Here is a 22643-nt window from a genome sequence, read left to right on the forward strand (position 1 = left end):
CGACGCTGCCGGGGATGCCGGGGGTGACGTTGGAGAAGATCTGGTCGATGGTGCCAACGAGCATGTTGGCGATCGCGTACTTCTTGAGCGCGCCATAGCCAAAGCGCAAGAGAGACCGGCGCACGGGCACGTCCTTGGCGGAGTGCCCCTCGAGCAGCTGCGGCCCGAGGTCGGCGTACCGGTTGATGGGGCCCTGGATGAACTGCGGGAACCAGGAGACGAAGAGCAGGTGCTTGAGGGGGTTTCGCTGCGGCTCGAAGCGGCCGTTGTAGGCGTCCACGAGGTAGGAGACGGCCTGGAAGGTGTAGAAGGAGATGCCGAGCGGCAGCACCAGCCCCAGGCTCGCGGGCGAGGCGGCGAGCCCCACCTCGAAGAGCAGGACGTTCCAGTACTTGAGGTAGGCGAGCATACCGAAGCAGGCCAGGAGCGCGGCCGCCAGCACCGCGCGGCGGCGGCGGTCCCAGGCGGCCCTCACGGCCCTCCTCGCCGCGCGGTCCGGGGCGGCGGCGCGCTCCTCCCTGCACCTCTCGCCCATGCGCGCGAGCGCCAGGGGCGCCGCCCAGGTGACCGCGGCGCAGGCAAGCATGTAGGCCAGCGTCTGCCAGCGGCCCACCAGGCAGTAGAAGGCGAGGCTCGCTGCGAGAAGGACCAGCCAGGCGTGGTCCCGCGCGAGGCGGCCCACCACGTGGTAGGCAGCGAGAGATGCCACGAGGAACAGCAGAAAATGCAGCGAGAACAGTTCCAAAACGCAGTCTCCCGGCCTTCGGCACCCTTCGCGCGTGTACAGACGAGTTCACTCTATCCAACTCATGTGGGACCGCAGGATATCCGACACAAGAAACACGAAACGGCTTTCTGGGACTTTAGGCGCTCTCGCCGTTATCGAAGTCTCGCTCCGGCGTCATTTCGACGCCGGAGGGGCCATCTCGTACGGAATCCCGTCCGAAGCCCCGGTTCCGGCGCCGTTTTCTCGCCGGAGGGCGCGTTCCCGCGGCGATGACGTACGGAACCTTCGCTCCGGCGTCATTTCGACGCCGGAGGGGCCATCTCGTACGGAATGGCGTCCGAAGCCCCGGTTCCGGCGTCACTTTCTCGCCGGAGGACGCGTTCCCGCGGCAAGTGCGTACGAAAGTCCTTCTCGGGCGTCGTTTTCTCGCCAAAGCGAGGATTTCCCCCGAAGCTCCGGCACCACACCAGGGCGTTTTCCTACGGGCTCATCGTCCTTCTCGCCCACCGCACTCGCAAAGATTATCGGCATCTCTTAAAACGGATGACTGCGACCTGCGCAAACGCGTCGGCACTTTAAGAAATGGCGATAAACTCCGAAGAATGAATGACGTTGCGTCGCTCTATCATGTGGGACACATTCGGTCAATCGAACCCCAGCGGCCACCCATTCGTAGCAGGGAGGGCAACATGAACTTCGTCTTCATCTCGCCTCAGTTCCCCGAGACCTACTGGCTGTGGTGCGACCGCCTGCGCTCGTGCGGTGCCTCGGTCTACGGCATTGGCGACACTCCTGCGGAGGCAATCTCGCCGGAGCTGCACCGCGCGCTTGACGAGTACGTCCACGTTGATTCCCTTGAGAACTACGACCAGGTGTTTCGTGCCGTCGCGTACCTCTCCTGGAAGCACGGCCACATGGACTGGATCGAGTCGATGAACGAGCACTGGCTGTCGCTTGACGCTCGGCTTCGCGATGACTTCCACGTCACCACCGGCGCCAGCCTAGCCACCATCGACCAGTGGCAGTCAAAGGCCCAGATGAAGCCGCTCTACGCGGCGGGAAACGTGCCCACCGCCAGGCAAGTCCGCGTGGGTTCGCTCGACGATGCCCGCCGCGCCGTGTGGGAATGGGGTGGCTTTCCCGCCTTCGCGAAGCCCGAGTACGGCGTGGGTGCCGGCGGCGCCATGCGCATCGACAACGACGACCAGCTCAGAGACCTTGTCGGCCGCTGCTCGTGGCAGGGGGCCGCGCGCTACGTGCTCGAGGAGTTTGTCCCCGCCAGCGGTATCGCAGCCTACGACGCAATCATCGACCCCTGGGGCAAGCCGGTCTTCGAGAACCAGGAGGAGTTCCCGCCGTCGATGTCCGACGTCGCGCGGCAGGGCCTTGACCTCTCGTACTACTGCTGCCCCGGCATCGATCCCCGCCTGCGCGACCTGGGCCATGCAGCGGTGCACGCCTTTGGGATTCGGGCACGCTTCGTCCACCTTGAGTTCTTCCGTCTCGCCGAGGACCGCGAGGGCCTGGGGCACGCTGGCGACTACGTTGGCCTTGAGGTCAACTGCCGCCCGACCGGCGGATACACGCCAGACATGATGAACTTCGCCCACTCCACCGACGTCTACCGTATCTGGGCAGAGATGGTGTGCTTTGGCGAGCGCCGCCTGCACGACGCGCATGACAACTGGTTCGCCGTGTACGCCAGCCGGCGAGACAACCATACCTACGCGCACAGCCACCGCGAGATACTTGCGCGCTGGGGTGGAAGCATCATGATGGAGAGGCGCGTGCCTGGGGTTCTCTCTGACGACATGGGCAACCACATGTACGTGGCGCGCGTGCGCACCGAGGATGAGCGCGAGGAGTTCATCTCTTTCGTGCAGGAGCGCGCGCCCGAGGGCTTCTCGGAGGCAGATGCTGGCGAGAACAACGACGCACAAGAAGGGTAAGGCAACATACATGCAGGTGAGAAGGGCCATCGACGCAGACATCCCGGGAATCGACAACTGTCTCTCGCAGGTGCTCGAGGTGCACGCCAAGGGACGGCCAGACCTCTTCCGTTCTGGCACGCGCAAGTACACCGACGACGAGCTGCGCCAGATCATCACAGATGACGATAGGCCAGTCTTTGTCGCAGTGAACGAGGGCGCCGCACCCGGCGAGATTCTGGGCTACGGCTTCTGCGTGGTGGAGGACCACGCGCACTCAAACAACTTCCAGCCCATTCGCACGCTTTACATCGATGATATCTGCGTGGACGAGGGCGCGCGTGGCCACGGCGTCGCCACGGCAATCTACCAGCACATCATTGCCTTTGCGCGCGAGGGCGGCTTCCACAACGTGACCCTCAACGTGTGGGAGTGCAACCCCGGCGCGCGCAAGTTCTACGAGACGATGGGCATGAGCATCCAGAAGACCTGCATGGAGCAGGTGCTCTAGCGGAGGCGCGCCAGCGCGGTCGACGGCCTGATGTGCTAGTGCACCACCGGGTCTGCCCAGGCAAAGTTCTCCAAACCGGCGCCCAGCTCAAAGTGCAGCTTCACAATGCCCAGGTCAACGCGGGCGCAGGGGCCACCATTGGTGCTTAGGGCAACCAGCGGCAGCCCGGCTGCGTTCGTCTTTCTCAGCATTTGCACCCAGAAGGTCTGCTGGTTGAGGGCCGTTGGGGCGAGAAGGGCATAGCGAACGCCGCGCGCAAACCACTCGGGAACGTTGTTGACTGGGCGTGACACCTGCGCGATTGTCCGCGAGCGGTGCGGCTCGCCCTGGGTTGCGCCGTGGCCAAGCGCAACGATGGCCACGAGCTTGTCCTTTTTGGCGAGCGTCTGTCGGACGGCGCGGCGCTTGGCGGTGCCGGCAACCCAACAGCTGTTGAGGCCAAGCCGCTGCGCCTCGAGCACTACCTTCTCGGCAAAGTATCCTGCGCGCATGTCGAGGTTGTTGCTCTCGTGACCGGCCACGACCAGGTAGTTGTTGGCGTTGGCAAAGCCGGCGCGGCGGGCGAGCGTGCTCGAGAACACCTCTGGGTCGTCGTACGCCAGACGCAGGTGGAGCGCGCCGTCGGCGTTCGCCGCGGCAACGGCCTTCTCCAGCGCCGCGCGCTCCTCCGCCGAGATGGGCTCCTCGGTGTAGCTCCTGACGGCATGCCGCGACTCAACGGCCTCGTCGATGCTCATGCGGTAGTCCATCTCGTTGCCCTTTCCGTTGGATTCAGTACGCCTCATGGTAGCGTTCCCGCGGGGTTCCGCTCTCGTCGACGTTCTTTTCACCGCCAGCGCCAACCCCCTGTTGTAGCAACCGACGCACCGGAACTACGCACGGTCGTAATTCAGGTTTGTGTGTTGCTGGGCTTTTCTGGACGATAGACTCAGCCGTGCGTAGTTCGGAGCTCTGGGGACGGCGAGAAGCACACGGCCTCCGAAACTCGATTCGGCCCCATCCAAACCCAAATTTCAATTGTGTGCAATTTGTTTTTCTCGCCAACGCGACGTGCCGTCGAATGGGATGCGCCTAGACTAGGGGCCGAGAAAGAATTGCTACGCCGCCGATAGGAGTTGCCATGTCCGTCATCACTACCGTCCTCGCCGTGCTGGTTGCGGCGGAGTTTCTCTTCATCTTCTACCTGGAGACCCTCGCGACCACGTCGGCGCGCACGGCGCAGACGTTCAACATGACCGTCGACGAGCTGTCGCGCCCCTCGGTGAGCACGCTCTTCAAGAACCAGGGCGTCTACAACGGCGTCCTTGCGATTCTGCTGCTTGTGGCCGCGCTGTGCATCCCCAGCAAGGCGGCGGTGATTGCCCTCAGCACGTCGATGGTTGTCGTCGCCGCATACGGAGCCGCCACCAGCGACCCCAAGATTCTCCTCAAGCAGGGCCTTCTGCCTGCGATTCTCCTGGTGAGCTGCCTTATCTAGCGATGTCCGCGCCTGGGGCGCCAAGGCGCCCCAGCAGCCAGAGCGCGAGCAACACCACCGGGATGCACCCGAGAAGCCCCAGCGGCATTGGCCCCAGAGTGCCGCCTGCACTGCGGCTAAACCACATACCCAGCCCGGCCACGGCGTTGAGTGACCCATGCGCAAGTGCGCAAGGCCAGACGCTTCCCGAGCGCTCGCGGAGAAAGCAGAGAAACGTTCCAAACGCCATGCAGAAGATGGTCATGGCAACAATGCCACTCACAGGAAATCCCAGGTAATCGCTACCGTAGTTGTACCCCATCGCAATGAGGGGCGCATGCCAGAGGCCCCATGCAGCTCCAGTGAGAATTGCCGCGCGGCGGCGTGGCATCTGCTCCCTCATCGCGGGATAGAGAAACCCGCGCCAGCCCGCCTCCTCGCCAATGGCCAGCAGCATGTTGATGAACGGGGCGAAGATTACAGCATTGGCCACCTGGATGGCGAAGATTGCCGGAACCTGATCAGTGCCTACGCCCAGCTGGGCGATGGCGGCAGCGGAGAAGCGCGAGGCCTCCGGATCAAAGTCACCAGAGAAGAAGAGGAAGTAGACTGCGGAGCCGGCCAGCGTAAGGGCCGGTGGGATTGCCAGTGCCAGCATGTACCAGCGCACGCCACCCTTGATGCGAGGCCGCCAGCCAGCGTCGACGGCGGTCTTTCTCGTCACGCGAACTATGACGGCAGAAGCAAGAGGTCCAAACATCGAGACGGCAAGCAGCGGACCCCATATGCCACTCGACTCGTCAATGACCCATCCCGATTGGGCACCGGCGATAATCCAACCCACCCAATCCAGGGCAAATGCCGCCACAAGGAAGAGAATGATGGTACTTCTCGCGGACTGAACCGGCTCATCGGAATCCATAACAGACACCATCTCCCGCATCGAGCTGTCAGCAGCGCTTGGCCCCACCACGCGAGCGCTGCGGGGCCAATACACGACACATTACACCGTCCTAGACAAGAAAAACGGCCCAGAACAGCCCCGGAACGCCGGCTGGGAACGCAGCCCCGGAACACCAGCCACGCCCTGCCACCCAGCGCGCCGCCCTACTCCCCCACGGTATAGAGCGCCCGGAAGTAGCCACCCGGCACGGCCATGAGCTCGTCGAAGGTGCCCTGCTCGCACACGCAGCCGTCGCGCAGCACCACGATGCCGTCAAAGAGCCGCAGCTGCCCGGCGTCCAGGCGATGCGTCACCAAGATGCGTGTGGTCCCGGTAAGTGCCACCACCGAGCGGGTGACCTGGTCGGCCGTCTCCTGGTCCAGAGCCGACGTGGCTTCGTCGAGGAGCAGAACGCCCGATCCATGCAGCAGGCTCCGCGCGATGCACACCCGCTGCCGCTCGCCGCCGGATAGGTTGGAGCCTCCCTCGCCGCACGGGTAGTCCATGCCGTGTGCCGCCACAAAGCTGGCAAGCCCCGCCCGCTGTACGGCAGACTCCAGCTCAGCGGCATCAACGTTTGCAAACATCGTAACGTTCTCCCGCAGCGTGGCATCAAATAGGAACGTATTCTGCCGCACCAGCGACACCGTCTTCCAGAGCGACTCAAGGCTCGCGTCGCGCAGCTCGCACCCGTCGAAGGCAATCCGACCACCGTAGTTGGGGTGCGCACCCATGAGCAGCGAGAGCAGCGTCGACTTCCCGCTGCCCGATGCCCCCACCACGGCGTAGCAGCCACCTGCGGCAAACTCCACGCTCAGGCCAGAGAGAACGGGGCGGTTCTCGTCATAGCCAAAGGTAACGTTTGAAAGCGAGATGCCCTGGGCGAGCGAGGCGGGCAGCGCCGTACCGCCCGTACGCTCGCGGTTCTCGCCGAGCATCTGGGCGAGCTTTCCCACCAGCCCCAGCGACGCCCGACGCGCGGCAAAGATGGACGGCAGGCCCTGGATTGGCTGGGCAATGCTGTTCATGAGCTGCGTGGCCATGAGGATGCCACCCACCGTCATCCCACGGCCCGAAAGCGCGAGCCACGCGCCAAAGAACATGACAGAAAGCTGAGAGACGCCCTGCGCGGTCATTGCCAGCGCACGTATGCCTAGCTCCATGCGGCGGCGGAGGCGCTTGTCGGCCTCAAGCGTGCCGTTTGCTGTCTCGAATCGCTCGCGCGCGGCGGGCTCGGCGCGAAAACTCTTGATGAGAGGGAAGCCGCAGGCGAGGTCGTGGACCACTCCCACAAAGCGCCCCATGGCATCGGAGACCACACGCTGGCGCGAGGCAAGCCGACCGCCGGACGCAAGGCCAATCGCAAGCGGCACCAGCGCGGACACAATTGCCACCACGGCCAGAGGCACGCTTTGGGCTAGGAGCATGGCAACGGAGCCCGCCAGCGAGACGATCTCGGTGACCATCGTGAAGATCTTCTCGAGGTAGGTAGTCTCGATGGTGGTAACGTCGTTGGTGAGCGCTGACTCGTAGCGGCTCGCCCCGCCGCCGTCGAAGGCGCCAATGCCTTTGCCTAGCAGCCGGTCGAAGACGGCACGGCGATACCCACTCACCGCGCGGCGGAGAAATGCCGGCAGCGAGGCACGCATGGCCAGCTCTGTTGCAAGCTCGGCCGCCATCAGCAGGGCAACCACTTGACCCGTCTGGGCGAGAAGGTCGAGAGACCCTGCTGCCACGGCGTCGAAGGTCTGCTTGAGTATGTAGGCAAAGGCAAGCGTGATGATGGCCTGCGCCAGATACAGCACAACGTTTGCCGAGAAGAGCAGCCAGTTCCTGCGAAACATGCTGGCCCACAGCTCGCGCGCAGCGTCTTCCCTACCTGCCGTGGACGTTCTTCTCTGCGCATCCATTGAATGCTCCCATACATATGCCTGAAGTTTTGTCGCTCGCGTGATGTAAGCGTCATGCGACATGCGCTATGAATCCTTGTTGTAATTCACGCTAAAACAGGAAGAATGTTCCGGCAGCGCCACAGCGCCAGACCCAAACCGTTAGCGTTAGATACCAGAAATTCTGGCGTACCATAGGGACACGGACAGGTCTCTGGGCTATGGAGTTGGAGGACCCATGGACGAAGCGAGGCTCAAGCGCGCGCTGGACACCCTGCTTGCAGAACCGCAGGAGCACCCGGAACCAGGGTCGGGCACGCTCCTCGTGGCGTACCGGCTGCGCGATATGCCGGCCATTCCCAGCTCGGTGCCCTGCCACATCCTGAGAACCACCTACGACGCGGAGCACCCGGCGCATCTGCTGTTGGATCGTCGCCCCAGGCCAGACGACATCATGGTCTATGCCTTTATCGGCAAGCGGCAGCTGGACCGGGTGCTCATGGCCCTGGCGCCCTCCTCGTCCAACTTCTTCCAGGTATTGGTTGACAACCTTGGCCAAGAGCAGCAAAGCACCACGGTAATAACGGAGTCTGGCGAGGTCGACCCCGCTATGCTGCAGGATATCTTCTCGCTCATGGTGGTGGCCTACGCCGAGCGTCGGGAGGAGTGGGAGCTGGCAATAGATGGCCTGGCCTCGGCGGCTATCGCTCTGGCAAGTCCCGCAATTAGCCACCAGCCCGGGCGTCGAAGCCCCGACGACCTTGTCGCCCTGCTCCTCACCGAAATTGCCACGCACCCCGAAAGCGTCACGCTCCAGGGATTGGCCGAGCGCTTCTCGTACAACCCCACCTACCTCTCGGGGTTGCTTCACGAGCGGTGCGGACGGACCTTCTCGCATCTTGTGCGCGAGCAGCGCATGCTTCGCGCCCATCAGCTGCTTACGGACACCGGGCTTTCTGTGGCGAAGGTCGCGGCCATGGTTGGGTATGAGGGAACCAGCAACTTCCATCGGCTGTTCCGCGAGCGCTTTGGCGAGACCCCCGCGCAGGTGCGCGCCGGACGTAGCACACACGGCGCAGCTATGATGGAGGCTCAGGCTCACGACGACCAGTTGCAGGAGGCACACGATGGCCAAGGATAACAGCAACGCGGCTGCAGATGGCACGCCGCTGCTCAGCAACTATGCGCAGCACGTTATTGCCGAGCTTGGGCTAGCACCACACCCCGAGGGCGGGTGGTATCGCCGCACATGGCAGTCTGCAACTCCGGTCAACGCAGGTGGGGACCGGCCGCTTGCGTCATGCATCTACTTTCTGCTGCCGGCGGGCGATGCCAGCGCGTGGCATGTTGTCGAAGCGGACGAGCTGTGGCTCTGGCACGGGCCGGGCGCGGTGACGCTCGAGCTTGGCGGCAACGGCGAGCAGCCCGACGAGGCCAGCGCGCGGAGCGTCACACTTCGCGTGGACAAGCGCGGCGCCTGCGGCGAGCTAGTCGTCCCCGCCGGGGTCTGGCAGCGCACGATTCCCTCCTGCGAGGATGCGCTCGTCTCCTGCGTGGTAAGCCCGGGCTTTACCTTCGACGGCTTCAAACTGGCTTCACAGGACTAGGCGCACACGTGGCTCACGAGGACGACATACCCTGCCAGCAGTGCAAGGACTGCAGCTTCAAGGCGGCAAACGGCACCTGCGTGAACAGGATCCGCCTGTTCGCGGGCCTGCCCGACAACGCGAAGCGCGATCTTCTTGCACGCTCCGTGCGCTCTACCCACCGGCGCGGAGACATCCTGGTGCACGAGGGTGACCCCATCGACTCGGTCCTCATCGTACGGTCCGGGCGGATCAAGACCTTCCGCATCGACCCCGATGGCGTGGAATACGTGCTTGACGTCCTGCACGACGGGCAGGCGATCTGGCACGGGATGTTCCTCGAGGACAACGTCTACCACTACTCCGTGGGGTGCCTCACCCGCGTTGAGCTGTGCTCCATTCACCGCTCAGACTTCGAGGCAATGCTCTCGGAGCATCCCGACGCTGCAATGGGGCTAATCCGCATGGTCTGCACCGAGCTGGACGACGCGGAAGAAAAGGCCATGATGCTGGGCATTCGCGACCCTCGGCGACGCGTGGCGCAGTACCTGCTGCTTCGTGACGAGCGCTGCATGGGCACCGAGATCCACCTTGGGCTGGAAGACATTGCGGCCTCGGTGGGCCTGCGGCCCGAGACCGTCTCTCGCGCGATTTCCTCTCTGAGCAAGGAGGGGCTGGTCGAGCGCGTGGGTCGTGGGCGGCTGCGCATCATCGACCGGAACGGCATTCGAGGGGTGTAGCGCGCGGATAGCACTGGCATCGGACAGCCGTGACGCATAAAAACCGCCTATCGAACGGAATATGGGATCAGCCTGCACAAAAATGCCCTATCGAACGGTGTCTTGCGGGGATTGACATAAATTGTTGAACTTTATATGAAAATATATGCATATTACTGCAATAATTTGCAATATACTGTAACATATATTCAATGTTTGATATCGCAACGTGATTGTCACCGTTCGATAGAGCATTTTTGTGCAGCAACCGCATTTATCCCGCTCGATAGAGCGTTTTTATGCGGCGCCGATAGCATGAACAGGTCAATGCCCCTCGCATAAGGCTTCCAATGGAGGGCGTCGCATATGGTGCGCACCGATTATCACCGCCGCTCCCGCAGTAATGCTCTGGAATTTCCCATTACTTGATTTCAATCAAGGAAACATCTGCACAGCCACCTTACATTTAAGCGCGCAGAGTCGGTTGGGACTAGCTCAGGGGCGGAGGCAAGCCATGCAGGGACGCGTTCACTCGACGGAGTCGTTTGGGTCGGCGGATGGCCCGGGCGTGCGCTTCATTGTCTTCCTCCAGGGATGCCCCATGCGCTGCCGCTACTGCCACAACCCCGATACCTGGGCGCTTGACCGAGGCACCCTCATGGAGCCAGCCGAGCTACTTGACCAGGCAGAACGTTACCGCAGCTACTGGGGGCGTGAGGGTGGCATCACCGTCTCGGGCGGCGAGGCGCTCCTCCAGCCAGACTTCGTGGCAGAGCTCTTCGAAGGTGCCCATGCCCGCGGCATCAACACGTGTCTGGACACGTCGCTTGCACCGTTCACGCGTCAGCAGCCCTTCTACCAGGCGTGGGAACGCGTCATGGCCGCCTGCGACCTGGTCCTCGCGGACATCAAGCACATCGACCCTGCCGAGCACCGAGCCCTCACCGGCCACACCAACGAGAACATCCTCGACGCGCTGCACTGGCTCTCCCACGCGGACGTCCCCGTGTGGATCCGCCACGTGCTGGTCCCTGGCATCACCGACAACGACGAGTACCTCCGCCGCACCGCGGACTTCATCAAAACGCTTTCGAACGTCCGCCGCGTCGACGTGCTCCCCTATCACAGCTTGGGCGTTTACAAGTGGGACGAACTCGGCATTCCCTACACGCTGCGCGACACCCAGCCACCCAACAAGGAACGTGTGGAAAACGCGGAACGAATCCTCGGCGCAGCCGTGTCGGGGCTTCCGCAGGCATAGCAACTACAGGAGGAACGCATGGCACTACGTGAAGAATGGCAGGGCTTCTCGGCGGGTCACTGGACGGACGACGTGAACGTCCGCGACTTTATCCAGCGCAACTACACCCAGTACGACGGCGACGAGTCGTTCCTCGCCGGCCCCACCGAGGCCACTGACAAGCTCTGGGGCAAGGTCCAGGAACTCCAGAAGCAGGAGCGCGCAAACGGCGGCGTTCTCGACTGCGAGACCGAGGTCGTCTCGGGCCTCACTGCGTACGGCCCCGGCTACATCGACCCCGAGCTCAAGGACCTTGAGAAGGTCGTTGGCCTGCAGACCGACAAGCCCCTCAAGCGCGCATTCATGCCCTATGGCGGCATCAAGATGGCCCAGCAGGCGGCCGAGAGCTACGGCTACAAGATCAACCCCAAGTACGACCAGATCTTCAACGAGTATCACAAGACCCACAACCAGGCCGTCTTTGACGCCTACACTCCCGAGATGCGCGCCGCCCGCCACAGCCACGTGATCACCGGTCTGCCCGACACCTACGGCCGCGGTCGCATCGTGGGCGACTATCGCCGTGTGGCGCTCTACGGCATCGACTTCCTCATCGCGAAGAAGCAGGAGGACCTCCTCAACTGCGGCGACGGCACCATGACCGACGACGTCATCCGCCTGCGCGAAGAGATTGCCGAGCAGATCCGCGCCCTCAAGGGCATCAAGGCGATGGCCAAGATCTACGGCTACGACATCTCGCAGCCCGCACGCGACGCGCACGAGGCCGTGCAGTGGCTCTACTTTGGCTACCTGGCCGCCATCAAGACCCAGAACGGCGCCGCCATGTCCGTTGGCCGCATCTCCACGTTCCTCGACATCTACATCCAGCGCGACCTCGAGGCCGGCAAGCTCGACGAGGCCCAGGCGCAGGAGCTCATCGACCACCTGGTCCTCAAGTTCCGCATGGTTAAGTTCGCACGCATCCCCAGCTACAACGAGCTCTTCTCCGGCGACCCCGTGTGGGCAACGCTCGAGATGGCGGGCCTCGGCCAGGATGGCCGCCACATGGTGACCAAAAACGATTTCCGCTTTCTGCACACGCTTGAGAACATGGGCCCCGCGCCCGAGCCCAACCTCACGGTGCTCTACTCCAAGCGCCTGCCCGAGGCCTTCCGTCGCTACGCAGCCAAGATCTCCATCACCACCAGCTCGATTCAGTACGAGAACGACGACGTCATGCGTCCGGTGTGGGGTGACGACTACAGCATCTGCTGCTGCGTCTCGGCCACCCAGACCGGCAAGGAGATGCAGTTCTTTGGCGCCCGTGCGAACCTCGCCAAGTGCCTAAACTACGCCATCAACGGCGGCAAAGACCTCAAGTACACCGACAAGCAGGGCAACCACATGCAGGTTGGACCCGAGCTTTCCCCCATCACGAGCGAGTACCTGGACTACGGCGAGGTCATGCACAAGTTCGACATCATGATGGACTGGCTGGCCGGCCTGTACGTGAACATTCTCGACCTCATCCAGTACATGCACGACAAGTACTACTACGAGGCCGCCGAGATGGCCCTCATCGACACTGACGTGCGCCGCACCTTCGCCACCGGCATCGCGGGCTTCAGCCACGTGGTGGACTCGCTCTCGGCCATCAAGTACGCCCGCGTGCGCACCGTGCGCGACGAGTCTGGCCTGGTAGTCGACTACGTGCCCGAGGGAGACTTCCCCCGTTACGGCAACGACGACGACCGTGCCGACGATATTGCCGTGTGGCTGCTCAAGACCTTCATGACCAAGATCAAGAAGCACCACACCTACCGCAACTCCGAGGCAACGACGTCCATCCTCACCATCACGTCCAACGTGGTGTACGGCAAGGCCACCGGCGCCCTGCCCGACGGCCGTCCGGCCTACACGCCCTTCTCGCCAGGCGCAAACCCCAGCTACGGCGCCGAGAAGAACGGACTTCTCGCCAGCCTCAACTCCGTGGCCAAGCTACCCTACGAGTACGCACTGGACGGCATCTCTAACACGCAGACCATCAACCCCGGCGCGCTTGGCACCGACGAGACGCAGCGCGTGAGCAACCTGGTCAACGTGCTTGACGGCTACTTTGCCAACGGCGCGCACCACTTGAACGTCAACGTGTTTGGCGTCGAGAAGCTCAAGGACGCGATGGAGCATCCCGAGAAGCCCGAGTATGCCAACTTCACGATTCGCGTCTCCGGCTATGCCGTGAAGTTCATCGACCTCACGCGCGAGCAGCAGCTCGACGTGATCGCGCGTACCTGCCACGACCACATGTAGGCACATGCGAGAGATGCGCACCAACGGGGCGGCCGTGTTACGGTCGCCCCGTTCCTATTCGTCCCGGTGCTGCTGAGAACCATTTCGACGTTTTGGGCTGTGCGAGGGGCTAGTTTTGTCGAATTTCTTCTCAACAGCGCGCAATGCAAACAGTCGCCTACCACAACAGCTTGTTCACCTGGCGATCGAAGCCGAGAAGGCCGTTGGTCTCCTCCTCCACGTCCGAGAGCTGCGTATACACGTAGCCGGCAAGTCCCTTGGCCTCAAGCGCGGCCGCCTCGTCGAGAAGCGCCCGCACCGCGCGGCGCCACTCCTCCAGGCTTTCGAAGCCCGCATAGCCATACGGCTCCAAGAACGAGCTGTGCCCCTCAACGTGCCAGGTGAGTCCGCCAAACTCCGATAGCACAAAGGCCCGCGAGGAACCCCGCAGCCCTCGCGGCACGCGAAGCCTCCGGAAGTAGTTGTGTTCGCTTGCGTAGTCACCACAACCCTGGTCGTACCACCCGCTTGTGGCGTCGATGGGTCGCGTGGGGTCAATCGCACGCACGCGGTTCACGGCATCGCGCGCGTTGAACTGGCCCCAACCCTCGTTGAAGAGGCCCCACGTCACGATGCAGGGGTGGTTGCGCAGGTAGCGCACTGCGCCCTCGCAGTCACGCGTCCACTCCTGCTGGAAGGCGGGGTCTGCAGACGAAAGGCGCACCTGGTGGGCCGGAGTGTCGTCGCGAAAGTGCCCGCAGGCAAACCGCGAGAGCGTGGGCTTCTGGTTGACCTGCCACATGTCATACGGCGCCGTGCCACCACTCACCATGTCCTGCCAGACGAGCATGCCCATGCGATCGCAGAGCCAGTACCAGCGGTCCTGCTCAATCTTAATGTGCTTGCGCAGCAGGTTGAAGCCAAGGTTCCTCGCGGCATTGATGTCTGCCGCCAGTGCGTCTATCGAAGGCGCGCTGAGAAGACCGTCGGACCAATAGCCCTGGTCCAGGACGCCGCGCAGAAAGAGCGGCTGGTGATTGAGGCAGAAGCGCGGCACGCCGGCGGAGTCCGGCTCTATCGACACGGTGCGGAATGCGCAATAGCTTGTCACCTCGTCCGCGCCATACTCGATGCGCAGCCCGTAGAGGTAGGGATCCTCCGGGGACCACAGGTGCGGCTCCGCAACGGGGATTCGCACGGGTGCGCTGTTCTCGGTTGCCGTGGCCGCACCACGGGCAACGACCGCTCCGCCTGGCGAGAGGAGCGACACGCGCAGCTCCTCGCCCGGCCGCGAGACCCGCACGGCAACCGTCACGTCGCCGGCGTCTGGGCTCGCGTCGACAAGCAGCTCCTCGATGCGGTTCTCGGGCGCGCGCTCCCACCACACGTCCTGCCAAATGCCGCTCTGCGCGGTGTACCAGATGGTTCCGCACTGGAGGAGCTGCTTGCCGCGGGGATGCGGCTCGGTGTCGCTGGGATCGCGCACGCAGAGAAAGAGTTCGTTCTTCTCGCCTGGCGCAAGCAGATCCGTCACATCAAACGAGAACGGCAGGTAGCCGCCGGCGTGAGTGCCAGCAAGACGCCCGTTCACGTAGCAGGCGCAGGCATAGTCGACGGCGTCAAAGTGAAGGAGCAGCCGCTCCCCGGGTCCAAGCGACGGCGCGTCGAACGCGCGCCGATACCACAGCAGCTCGTCCGGCTTGAGCTGTCGCCCCACGCCCGAGAGCAGCGCCTCCGGCGAGAAGGGCACGCGGATACGCTGGGAAAACGACGCGGGCACGGCAGCCGTACGCTCCGGCGCGGCACCGCCGGGACCGGGCACGAAGGCGCAGTCCCACCACCCGTTGAGGCTCCCCCACGACTCGCGGGCTAACTGGGGGTGTGGATGGGTAAGCGGCGGCTGCGCGTCACCGGTTTGCAGCGCTTCTCCCCAAGGCGTCCAGAGGGGCAACGGATCTTGCCGCTCGTGCGTGCGAAGCCTGCCCGCAAGCATGCGTCGAATGTCCATACCGCCTCCGTTCCCACATGGCTACCAATCGTACCTGCGGAGAGTTTAGCAGCAACGTCGTTCGCGCTGCGGTCCTACCCCTGGGCCAGCTCCTCGGCCAAGTAGCGCCCGGTAACCGACGCCCCGCACGCCGCCACGCCCTCGGGCGTGCCCACGCAGACTATGCGCCCGCCAGCCTCGCCGCCACCTGGCCCCATGTCAATCACGTAGTCGGCGTTAGCAATCATGTCCAGGTCGTGCTCAATCACCACAACCGTCGCGCCATGTTCTACCAGCCCCTGGAGCACGCCGAGAAGTACCTCCACGTCAAGCGGGTGCAGGCCAATCGTCGGCTCGTCGAAGACAAAGAGGGTACCCTCCTGGCTGCGGCCAATTTCACTTGAGAGTTTGAGCCGCTGCGCCTCGCCGCCAGAGAGCGCCGGCGTGGCCTCGCCCAGCGTGAGGTAACCCAGCCCAATATCCGAGAGCGTCTGCAGCTTGGCGGCCACGCGGCGCAGGCGCCCAAGCCGCCCGAGTGCCTCGTCCACGGTCATCTCCATGAGCTCAGGCAGGCTCACGTAGCCGCCCTTCTCGCCGCCCGTGCCGCGCGTGGTGTGGCGGCGCACCTCCCATGCCCCGGGCGCGTAGCGCGAGCCGTGGCAATCCGGGCAGTCTATCTCGACGTCGGGAAGAAACTGCACGTCAAGCGAGATGGTCCCCGTCCCGTCGCACGTGGGGCATCGAAGCGAGCCCGTGTTGTACGAGAAGTCCCCCGCATGCAGCCCGCGGGCCTTTGCGTCGGTGGTCTGGGCAAAGGCGCGACGCAGGTCGTCCATCACGCCGGAATACGTGGCCACCGTGGAGCGCACGTTCGCACCGATGGGCGTGGAGTCGATGAGGCACACGCGGCGGATGCCCGGCGCATCGCAGGCGCGCACGGTCTCGGGAAGCGCGGTGCCGGCAATGCGCGCCTCAAGCGCGGGCACCAGGCTCTCGAGCACCAGCGTGGTCTTGCCCGAGCCCGAGACTCCGGTCACCGCGACCATGCGGCCCTGCGGCACATCCAGACCAAGGGGCTGTACGGTGTGGACCCGGTTGGTCTCCAGGTGAATGCGGCCCAGGTCAAACATCGCGCTTCCCTCGGCTCGACGACGCGTGCGAATCCTGCGCTCGCCCGAGAGGAACGGCGCAATGCGAGAGGCCTCGTCCTTCTCGACCTGCTCAACACTCCCCTGGCAGATAATTGTGCCGCCATTCTTGCCTGATCCCGGCCCCACCTCGATGAGGTGGTCCGCATGGCGCAGCACCCGCACGTCGTGGTCGACCAGCACGACGGAGTTCCCGTCGGCGAGAAGGTCGTCCACCACGCCGAGAAGCCCCTCCACATTCGAGGGGTGCAGCCCAATCGAGGGCTCGTCGAGCACGTAGAGCACGCCCGTGGTGCGGTTGCGCACGGCGCGGGCAAGCTGCACGCGCTGTCGCTCGCCGTTGGAGAGCGTGGAGCTCGCGCGGTCAAGGGCGAGGTAGCCCAGCCCAAGCTGGCACAGCCGGGCAATGGGCTCGGCCATGGTAGACACAATCTGGTCGGCCATGGCGGCAACCTCCGGCGGCAGCGTCGCCGAGACGCCAGGAAGCCACTCCGCCAGCTCATCGAGCGTCATCGCCGTTGCCTCGGCGAGGTTGATGCCACGTACCTGCGGGTCTCTCGCCGCGGCCGAGAGGCGCGTACCGTGGCAGTCCGGGCACGGGCCCTCGCGCAGGAACCTGGCGACGCGCTTCATGCCCTTCTCGTCCTTCACGCGCGCCAGGGCGTTCTCGACGGAGTAGACCGCGCTGTAATAGGTGAAGTCCATCTCGCCGGCGGTGTTGGTCTTCTCGTTGTGATAGAGAAGGTGGTGCTTCTCGGCAGGGCCATGCAGGACGAACTCCCGCTCCTTTGGCGTGAGGTCGCGGAAGGGGACGTCCGTACGCACTCCCGAGTCGCGCGCGATGTCCACCATAAGGCTCCACATGAGGCTGCCCCAGGGCTTAACCGCGCCTTCGTCGATGGTCAGGCTCTCGTCCGGCACGAGCGTAGACTCGTCAACCACGCGAGACACGCCGGTGCCACCGCAGGTGGGGCAGGCGCCCGTGGAGTTGAAGGCCAGCTCCTCGGCACCGCGGCCGTAGAACTTCTCACCGCACACGGGGCAGACAATGGGCTGCTCAAGCGCCACGCTCATGGAGGGCGGGCAGCGATGACCATTGGGGCAGGTGTAGGAGCCCACGCGCGAGAAGAGCAGTCGCAGGCCGTTCAGAAGCTCGGTCGAGGTGCCAAAGGTTGAGCGCACGCCAGGCACGCCGGGACGCTGCCGCAGCGCAAGGGCAGCAGGCACGTGCTCGACCAGGTCGACGTCGGCTCGGGCAGACTGCGTGAGGCGACGACGCGTGTAGGTCGAGAGCGCCTCGAGGTAGCGGCGGCTGCCCTCGGCGTAGAGCACGCCCAGGGCAAGGCTCGACTTGCCGGAGCCGGAGACGCCCGCAATGCCCACGAGCTCGCCCAGCGGCACGGATACGTCAACGTTCTTGAGGTTGTGCACGCGTGCGCCACGCACCTCGATGGCGCGCGGGGCGGTTTTGCCGAGAGACACTGCGGTCCCCCTCCCTTGTCAGCTGCATTTCGAAACCATGGTACAGCCGCGCGGGGTTGCAGACGGAGCCCTGCAAGCAGGGCCGTAAAGTCACACATCACGCGTATAGTATGTTCGTTATCTAACGTTGCATGACGATTGTGAGCAAACATGAGCCACGCCGAGAAGGCCGAGACCACCTCTCCCGCAACCCCCGCGCGCAGGCCGGTTCGCACCGCGTCGCTTCCGCACTGGACTACCTCTCCGGAGCCATGGTGAAGATGATTCCGGTACTTCTCGTCTGCGGCATGTTCAGACCGTGCAGACGCTCATTGGCCTTGCCGCTGGCGGGTTTGTTGGCGGCATTTGGGCCGGCACCACACATGTGACGGCCTACATCATGGGCTCGTCGAGCTTCCTCTCGATTCTGGGCTACGTGGGCGGAGGTGCGCCCAACACGCTGAACGCCGGGATATCCGACCTGCTCGCGATGGGTGTTGCGGCTGCGGTAACCTACGCCACCTGGCGTGACTGCAATGGGGGACGGCTTGGGTAGGGCCGCAGAGCGAGAACTCCGCGCAAAAGCGGCGCCGAGGCCCCAACGGACCCCGGCGCCGCCACAACGCGCATTCTCCCAACGTGCCCTACGAGAAGAACCTTCTCACCAGGTCACGTGAGTACTCGGCCGTCTCCTCCATGTCGCCAAAGGCCATGACCTCGCCGGCATAGAAGGTGTTGTTCTCGCCCTGCATGGCTTCGACCTTGTCGTACCAGCCGTCCGCATAGTCCTTCGAGCTCACATGCGGGAAGTAGTACCAGTCGTCGATGCGCTCGGTCTTGGTCACCGGCAGGCCGGACTTGGCCATGTCGGCAAGCGTGGTGTCGCGCGCCTCCTCGAACGGCACGTCCTCCATGCCCTCATGGTTGCGCAGCGTGAAGGTGACCAGCGGCTGCGGGCCGGCATCCGGCCAGCGGTGGTAGAAGACCATGAGGTGTCCGCGGGTCTCGGGCGTCATGTTGTCGAAGTAGTAATACGAGATCTCCGGCGCCTTGTCCTCGTCCGTGCGCACGGCCATCGTGAAGTACTCCTTGTGCACGATCTTGGAGAAGAGCTCGCGCTCGGCCTGGTTGGCGTCGCCGTATTCGAGGAAGAGCTCCAGCGGCGTGCAGATGACCAGCTTGTCGAAGGCCTGCTCCTCGCCGCCGTTCACGGTGACGTAGACCTTCTCGGGCGTGCGGCGGATCGACGTGATGGTGCTGTTGAGCTCGGCCGGGTGCTTGAGGTGGTCGTTCACGCCCTGCCAGATGGACTGGGTACCGTTCTTCCAGGTCCAGAGCTTGCCGGTGGAGAGGAACTGCCTCACGGTGAAGGCATCCAGATACTTGAGGACGTAAGCTGCGGGAATCTCGTCAAAGTAGCCGTAGCCAAACGAGGTGAAGGGGCCCTTCCAGACCAGCTCGGCGTCCTCGCAGCCATTCTTCTTGAGGAACTCCGAGAACGGCATCGAAAGGTCCTTGAGGTTGGGGTTCTCGCCCTCGATGTGCGCAAGCTTGAGCTCCGGCGAGGGGCACGGGCCCTCGTAGCGACCCTGCGCCACGCCACGGTGGCCATTGACGTCGTAGCCCTTGTACTTCTTGTCGAGCAGGCGCGACAGCTTGTTCATCTTCATGACCTTCTTGAGAAGGTCAATTTTCTTGGACTTGAGCGGTGTGCCGTCGGTGTTCATGAACTTGCGGCCCATCTTGGGGCCGTCCTCGTGCGTGGTGCCGCCGAACTCTTCGCACTCGTGGACAGCAAAGTAGGTGTCGCAGCCCATGACCGCGCCCATCTCGATGGTGCGGTCCTCCCAGTCGCCGTTGGTGTTCTTGACCTTCATGAGCGGCGAGAATGCCTTGCCGCCCACGTGGTCTGCGCGCTCAAAGATGCGGTAGTTGTCGTAGCCATTCTTCTCAAGGTACATGGCCAGCGAAAGTCCCGCGGGGCCGCCGCCAACAATGCAGATGCTGGAGTTTTTGTCCACCGTGCCCACCTTTCGAAGTAAATTGCTCGAAAGCAAACAAATTCACGTAATTTCGATGATATACCGACGGAATCGAGGTGCAGCCAACTATTGGGCGAGTGGGGCAAGGAATGTCAGATGCCTGAATCTGATGTACAGCTCCACCTGCATCGAAACCGCCCTCGTTACACAAATTCGCGAACAAATGCGCTGAACTGCCCTTCGTTACACGTAGTTTCGAAGGATGGTGAAGTAGAGAGGTATGCATGTTGTGGTCGTGAGCAGCATAACCCCAACATGTTGAGTATCGCGACACCTCGATACTTCTGAGTCTCTCCAAACCCCGTGTAACGAAGGGTAGTTTGGCGCAAGAATCCGGAAAATCGTGTAGCGAAGGCGGTTTCGATGCAGGCGGGCGGCCGTGGCTACAGCCGCCCGCCAATAAACGTCGCAGGCTTACCTACTTGCCATACCCAACAGACGTCATCTTTGCGACCAGCGTCCCCAGCTCGTCGGTCACCACAGCCGTATAGAACCCCAGCGTGTGGCCGGCACGATCAACGTCTGCAGTCGCAATCAGACGGCTCCCCTTGGCCACGCTGAGAAACTCGATGTTGCACGAGACGGAAAACGTGGGAACGCGCCCCAGGTTAGAGGCAACGGCAATCGCAAAGTCCGCCAGCGTGAAGATGGCGCCACCCATGGGGACGCCCTTCTCGTTGATGTGCTTGGGCGTGATATCGAGCGAGCAAACCGCATGACCCGCGCGGGCCTCGTCCACCCTGCAGCCGCAGGCATCAGTCGCAAAGCGGTCGTGCGAGAACTTCTCGCGTACCTGGTCGAGCGTGTCGTCTGCCATGCAAAGCTCTCCCAACGTTTACATCTTTGCGAGCAGGGCCTCAACCTCGGGACGCGTGGCCAGATTGTCCGAGAACGCGCTGGCAGAGCCCGTGCAGACACCCATCTTGAAGGCCGTCTCGTAGTCTCCGTTGCTCTCAATCCAACCGGTGAGGAAGCCGGCGACCATCGAATCGCCCGCGCCTACGGTGTTGACCATGGTCCCCTTGGGCGCCTCGCTCATGATCACGTCGCCGTTCTCGGGAACAAGGACGGCGCCCTCGCCGCCCATGGATACCAGCACGTTCCTAGCACCGCGCTCCTGCAGCATGCGCGCGTAGGGCTCGACCTCGTCGCGATGCGTGATGGTGGCGCCAACGATGTCGCCCAGCTCGTGGTTGTTGGGCTTTACCAGGAACGGATGGTACGGCAGGACGTTCACAAGGAGGTCGCGCTCAGCGTCCACCACAATGTCAATGCCACGCCCGTCGAGGCGGCTCATGATGCGCTCGTAGATGTCGGAGGGCAGCATCGAGGGTACGTTACCGGCAATAACCAGCAGGTCTCCGGCCTGAAGGGCGTCAAGCTTTGCGTAGAGCGCGTCGATATCCTGCGGCGCGATCTTGGGCCCAAGGCCGTTGATCGCCGTCTCCTCCTTGGCCTTTGCCTTCACGTTAATGCGGCTCATGCCCTCTTTGACCTGGATAAAGTCGCAGGTGGCACCATAGGCGCTCATGCGCGCCTCAATCTCCCTACCCGTAAAGCCGGCGACAAAGCCCAGCGCCGTGGACTTGTGCCCCAGGTTGGAGAGCACAATGGAGACGTTGATTCCCTTGCCGCCGGGCAGGACCTGCTCATAGTTCACGCGGTTAATCTCGCCCAGGCGAAGGTCGTCGAGACGAACGATGTAGTCGAGCGACGGGTTGAACGTTACGGTGTAGATCATGAGCTGCTCCCCACTTCCACGACATTGTCTGCATCCTGAAAGCTCCCACCTTGCGGGAGCCGGTCGGTGAGTATGGTCGCGTCCTCGAAGGACGCAAAGGTGACGAGAGAGACCTGGTCGAACTTGCTCTGGTCGGCCAGCACGTAGCGACGCAGAGTATGCACCATGCTGACCTCCTTCACCCTGGCCTCGCTGTACTCCGGCGTTGTGAAGCCCGCCTCGCGCGAGATGCCGTTGGTACCCCAGAAGCCCAGCGTAAAGTGGAGATTCTCAAGCGAGGCGATGGTTGCCTCCCCCACCAGCGCCTCCGTGAGGGGCTTAACCATTCCGCCAGGGAGGTAGGTCTTGCACCCCTTGGCGAGAAGAAGCTGCGCATGGGGAATCGAGTTGGTAAAGTACGTTGCCTCCGTCTGCGTGATGGCCTCCGCAAGCTGCATGGTCGAGGTGCCCGCGTCGATGTAGACAAAGTCATCCGGACCAACGAGCGAGGCCGCTCGGACGCCGATGGCGCGCTTGGCAACGGTATTGACGTCGCGCTTCTGGGCAACGGATGCGTCATGGAGGACGAGACGCGCACGGGAGACCGCGGCCGTGGCACCACCACGCACGCGGACAAGCTGGTGTTGCTCGTCGAGAATCTCGAGGTCACGGCGGATGGTCGACTCGGAGGCGCCAAGCATGGCCATGAGCTCTTGCGTGGTGACAGATCCACGCTCGTGCACGAGCCGAACGATGATGTCCTGTCGCTCACGCGCAAGCATGCGCGCCACCCCCACGGCTCGCTAAACAAGAAGCACTGTCAGAGCTGGTAGACCACTCTTTCAGCATGGTAATGCAATACAGGCGCGAGACCCGCACGCTCCCCCAATGAATCGTCGTACGGGCCTCGCGCGTAGCATGATTATCTCGCAATTTCATTCAATTTCAATCAGGTTACGTCAATTTCAATCAAGTTTACGCGTAGCAGCGGAGATGG

The 22643-nt window shown here is 63.4% G+C and carries 19 protein-coding genes; 9 read left to right on the forward strand and 10 right to left on the reverse strand.

All coding sequences use genetic code 11. From position 1 onward, the window contains the following. Positions 1 to 745, reverse strand: a 745-nt coding sequence (locus BT122_RS09455) for an MBOAT family O-acyltransferase (protein WP_502685900.1), incomplete at its 3' end; no start/stop codon positions are given. A gap of 671 nt (positions 746 to 1416) precedes the next feature. Between BT122_RS09455 and BT122_RS09460 the strand changes: the two genes are divergently transcribed. Together BT122_RS09460 and BT122_RS09465 are read left to right on the forward strand one after the other, a co-directional pair. Beyond that, entirely contained in the window at positions 1417 to 2676 is a 1260-nt protein-coding gene (locus tag BT122_RS09460; protein ID WP_072355685.1) for an ATP-grasp domain-containing protein, read from the forward strand. A 10-nt stretch (positions 2677 to 2686) separates the two neighbouring features. Next, the gene (locus BT122_RS09465; protein WP_072355686.1) at positions 2687 to 3166 is read left to right on the forward strand and encodes a GNAT family N-acetyltransferase; all 480 of its coding nucleotides are present in this window, start codon (positions 2687 to 2689) and stop codon (positions 3164 to 3166) included. Between the two features lie 35 nt (positions 3167 to 3201). On the opposite strand, the gene BT122_RS09470 is transcribed toward BT122_RS09465, so the two are convergent. Then, a complete protein-coding gene (locus BT122_RS09470) occupies positions 3202 to 3951 on the reverse strand; it encodes a nitroreductase family protein (protein ID WP_083432438.1) in 750 nt (249 codons plus the stop codon). 335 nt (positions 3952 to 4286) lie between these two features. Here BT122_RS09470 and BT122_RS09475 point away from each other — a divergent pair, with 335 nt between their 5' ends. Beyond that, positions 4287 to 4643, forward strand: coding sequence for a DUF1304 domain-containing protein (locus BT122_RS09475; protein ID WP_072355687.1), 357 nt, complete (start codon positions 4287 to 4289; stop codon positions 4641 to 4643). Here BT122_RS09475 and BT122_RS09480 read toward each other — a convergent pair. Next, entirely contained in the window at positions 4636 to 5544 is a 909-nt protein-coding gene (locus BT122_RS09480; protein ID WP_072355688.1) for a CPBP family intramembrane glutamic endopeptidase, read from the reverse strand. The genes BT122_RS09475 and BT122_RS09480 overlap by 8 nt on opposite strands. A gap of 185 nt (positions 5545 to 5729) precedes the next feature. Next, positions 5730 to 7475: an ABC transporter ATP-binding protein gene (locus BT122_RS09485; RefSeq protein ID WP_072355689.1), complete on the reverse strand. Its 1746-nt coding sequence runs from the start codon at positions 7473 to 7475 to the stop codon at positions 5730 to 5732. A 217-nt stretch (positions 7476 to 7692) separates the two neighbouring features. On the opposite strand from BT122_RS09485, the gene BT122_RS09490 reads away from it, so the two are divergent. The 5 genes from BT122_RS09490 to pflB all read left to right on the forward strand — a co-directional run bounded on the left by BT122_RS09490 (position 7693) and on the right by pflB (position 13309). Continuing rightward, entirely contained in the window at positions 7693 to 8595 is a 903-nt protein-coding gene (locus BT122_RS09490) for a helix-turn-helix transcriptional regulator (protein WP_072355690.1), read from the forward strand. After that, positions 8582 to 9061 carry a cupin domain-containing protein gene (locus tag BT122_RS09495; protein WP_072355691.1) on the forward strand — a complete coding sequence of 160 codons (480 nt, stop codon included), beginning with the start codon at positions 8582 to 8584 and terminating at the stop codon, positions 9059 to 9061. The genes BT122_RS09490 and BT122_RS09495 overlap by 14 nt, the downstream gene beginning before the upstream one ends. Before the next feature lie 8 nt (positions 9062 to 9069). Then, entirely contained in the window at positions 9070 to 9780 is a 711-nt protein-coding gene (locus BT122_RS09500) for a Crp/Fnr family transcriptional regulator (protein ID WP_083432441.1), read from the forward strand. 493 nt (positions 9781 to 10273) lie between these two features. Further along, on the forward strand, positions 10274 to 11020 hold the full coding sequence (gene pflA, locus BT122_RS09505; protein ID WP_072355692.1) for a pyruvate formate-lyase-activating protein: 747 nt from the start codon (positions 10274 to 10276) through the stop codon (positions 11018 to 11020). Between the two features lie 18 nt (positions 11021 to 11038). Beyond that, positions 11039 to 13309, forward strand: coding sequence for a formate C-acetyltransferase (gene pflB, locus BT122_RS09510; protein WP_072355693.1), 2271 nt, complete (start codon positions 11039 to 11041; stop codon positions 13307 to 13309). 157 nt (positions 13310 to 13466) lie between these two features. Here pflB and BT122_RS09515 read toward each other — a convergent pair whose 3' ends face one another. Both BT122_RS09515 and BT122_RS09520 read right to left on the reverse strand, forming a co-directional pair. After that, positions 13467 to 15296, reverse strand: coding sequence for a glycoside hydrolase family 2 protein (locus BT122_RS09515; RefSeq protein ID WP_072355694.1), 1830 nt, complete (start codon positions 15294 to 15296; stop codon positions 13467 to 13469). A gap of 74 nt (positions 15297 to 15370) precedes the next feature. Beyond that, on the reverse strand, positions 15371 to 17905 hold the full coding sequence (locus BT122_RS09520; RefSeq protein ID WP_072355695.1) for an excinuclease ABC subunit UvrA: 2535 nt from the start codon (positions 17903 to 17905) through the stop codon (positions 15371 to 15373). A 298-nt stretch (positions 17906 to 18203) separates the two neighbouring features. Between BT122_RS09520 and BT122_RS09525 the strand changes: the two genes are divergently transcribed. Further along, positions 18204 to 18440, forward strand: a complete 237-nt coding sequence (locus BT122_RS09525; RefSeq protein ID WP_072355696.1) for a hypothetical protein — start codon at positions 18204 to 18206, stop codon at positions 18438 to 18440. An 88-nt stretch (positions 18441 to 18528) separates the two neighbouring features. Here BT122_RS09525 and BT122_RS09530 read toward each other — a convergent pair whose 3' ends face one another. The 4 genes from BT122_RS09530 to BT122_RS09545 all read right to left on the reverse strand — a co-directional run bounded on the left by BT122_RS09530 (position 18529) and on the right by BT122_RS09545 (position 22428). Then, a complete protein-coding gene (locus tag BT122_RS09530; protein ID WP_083432442.1) occupies positions 18529 to 19905 on the reverse strand; it encodes an FAD-dependent oxidoreductase in 1377 nt (458 codons plus the stop codon). Between the two features lie 439 nt (positions 19906 to 20344). Continuing rightward, a complete protein-coding gene (locus BT122_RS09535) occupies positions 20345 to 20743 on the reverse strand; it encodes a PaaI family thioesterase (protein ID WP_072355698.1) in 399 nt (132 codons plus the stop codon). 18 nt (positions 20744 to 20761) lie between these two features. After that, positions 20762 to 21667, reverse strand: a complete 906-nt coding sequence (gene pfkB, locus BT122_RS09540; protein WP_072355699.1) for a 1-phosphofructokinase — start codon at positions 21665 to 21667, stop codon at positions 20762 to 20764. Continuing rightward, positions 21664 to 22428, reverse strand: a complete 765-nt coding sequence (locus BT122_RS09545; RefSeq protein WP_072355700.1) for a DeoR/GlpR family DNA-binding transcription regulator — start codon at positions 22426 to 22428, stop codon at positions 21664 to 21666. Before BT122_RS09545 ends, pfkB begins: the two co-directional genes overlap by 4 nt. Positions 22429 to 22643: the final 215 nt, after the last annotated feature.

The organism is Olsenella sp. kh2p3, from assembly GCA_900119625.1.
In the GTDB taxonomy this organism is placed as follows: domain Bacteria; phylum Actinomycetota; class Coriobacteriia; order Coriobacteriales; family Atopobiaceae; genus Tractidigestivibacter.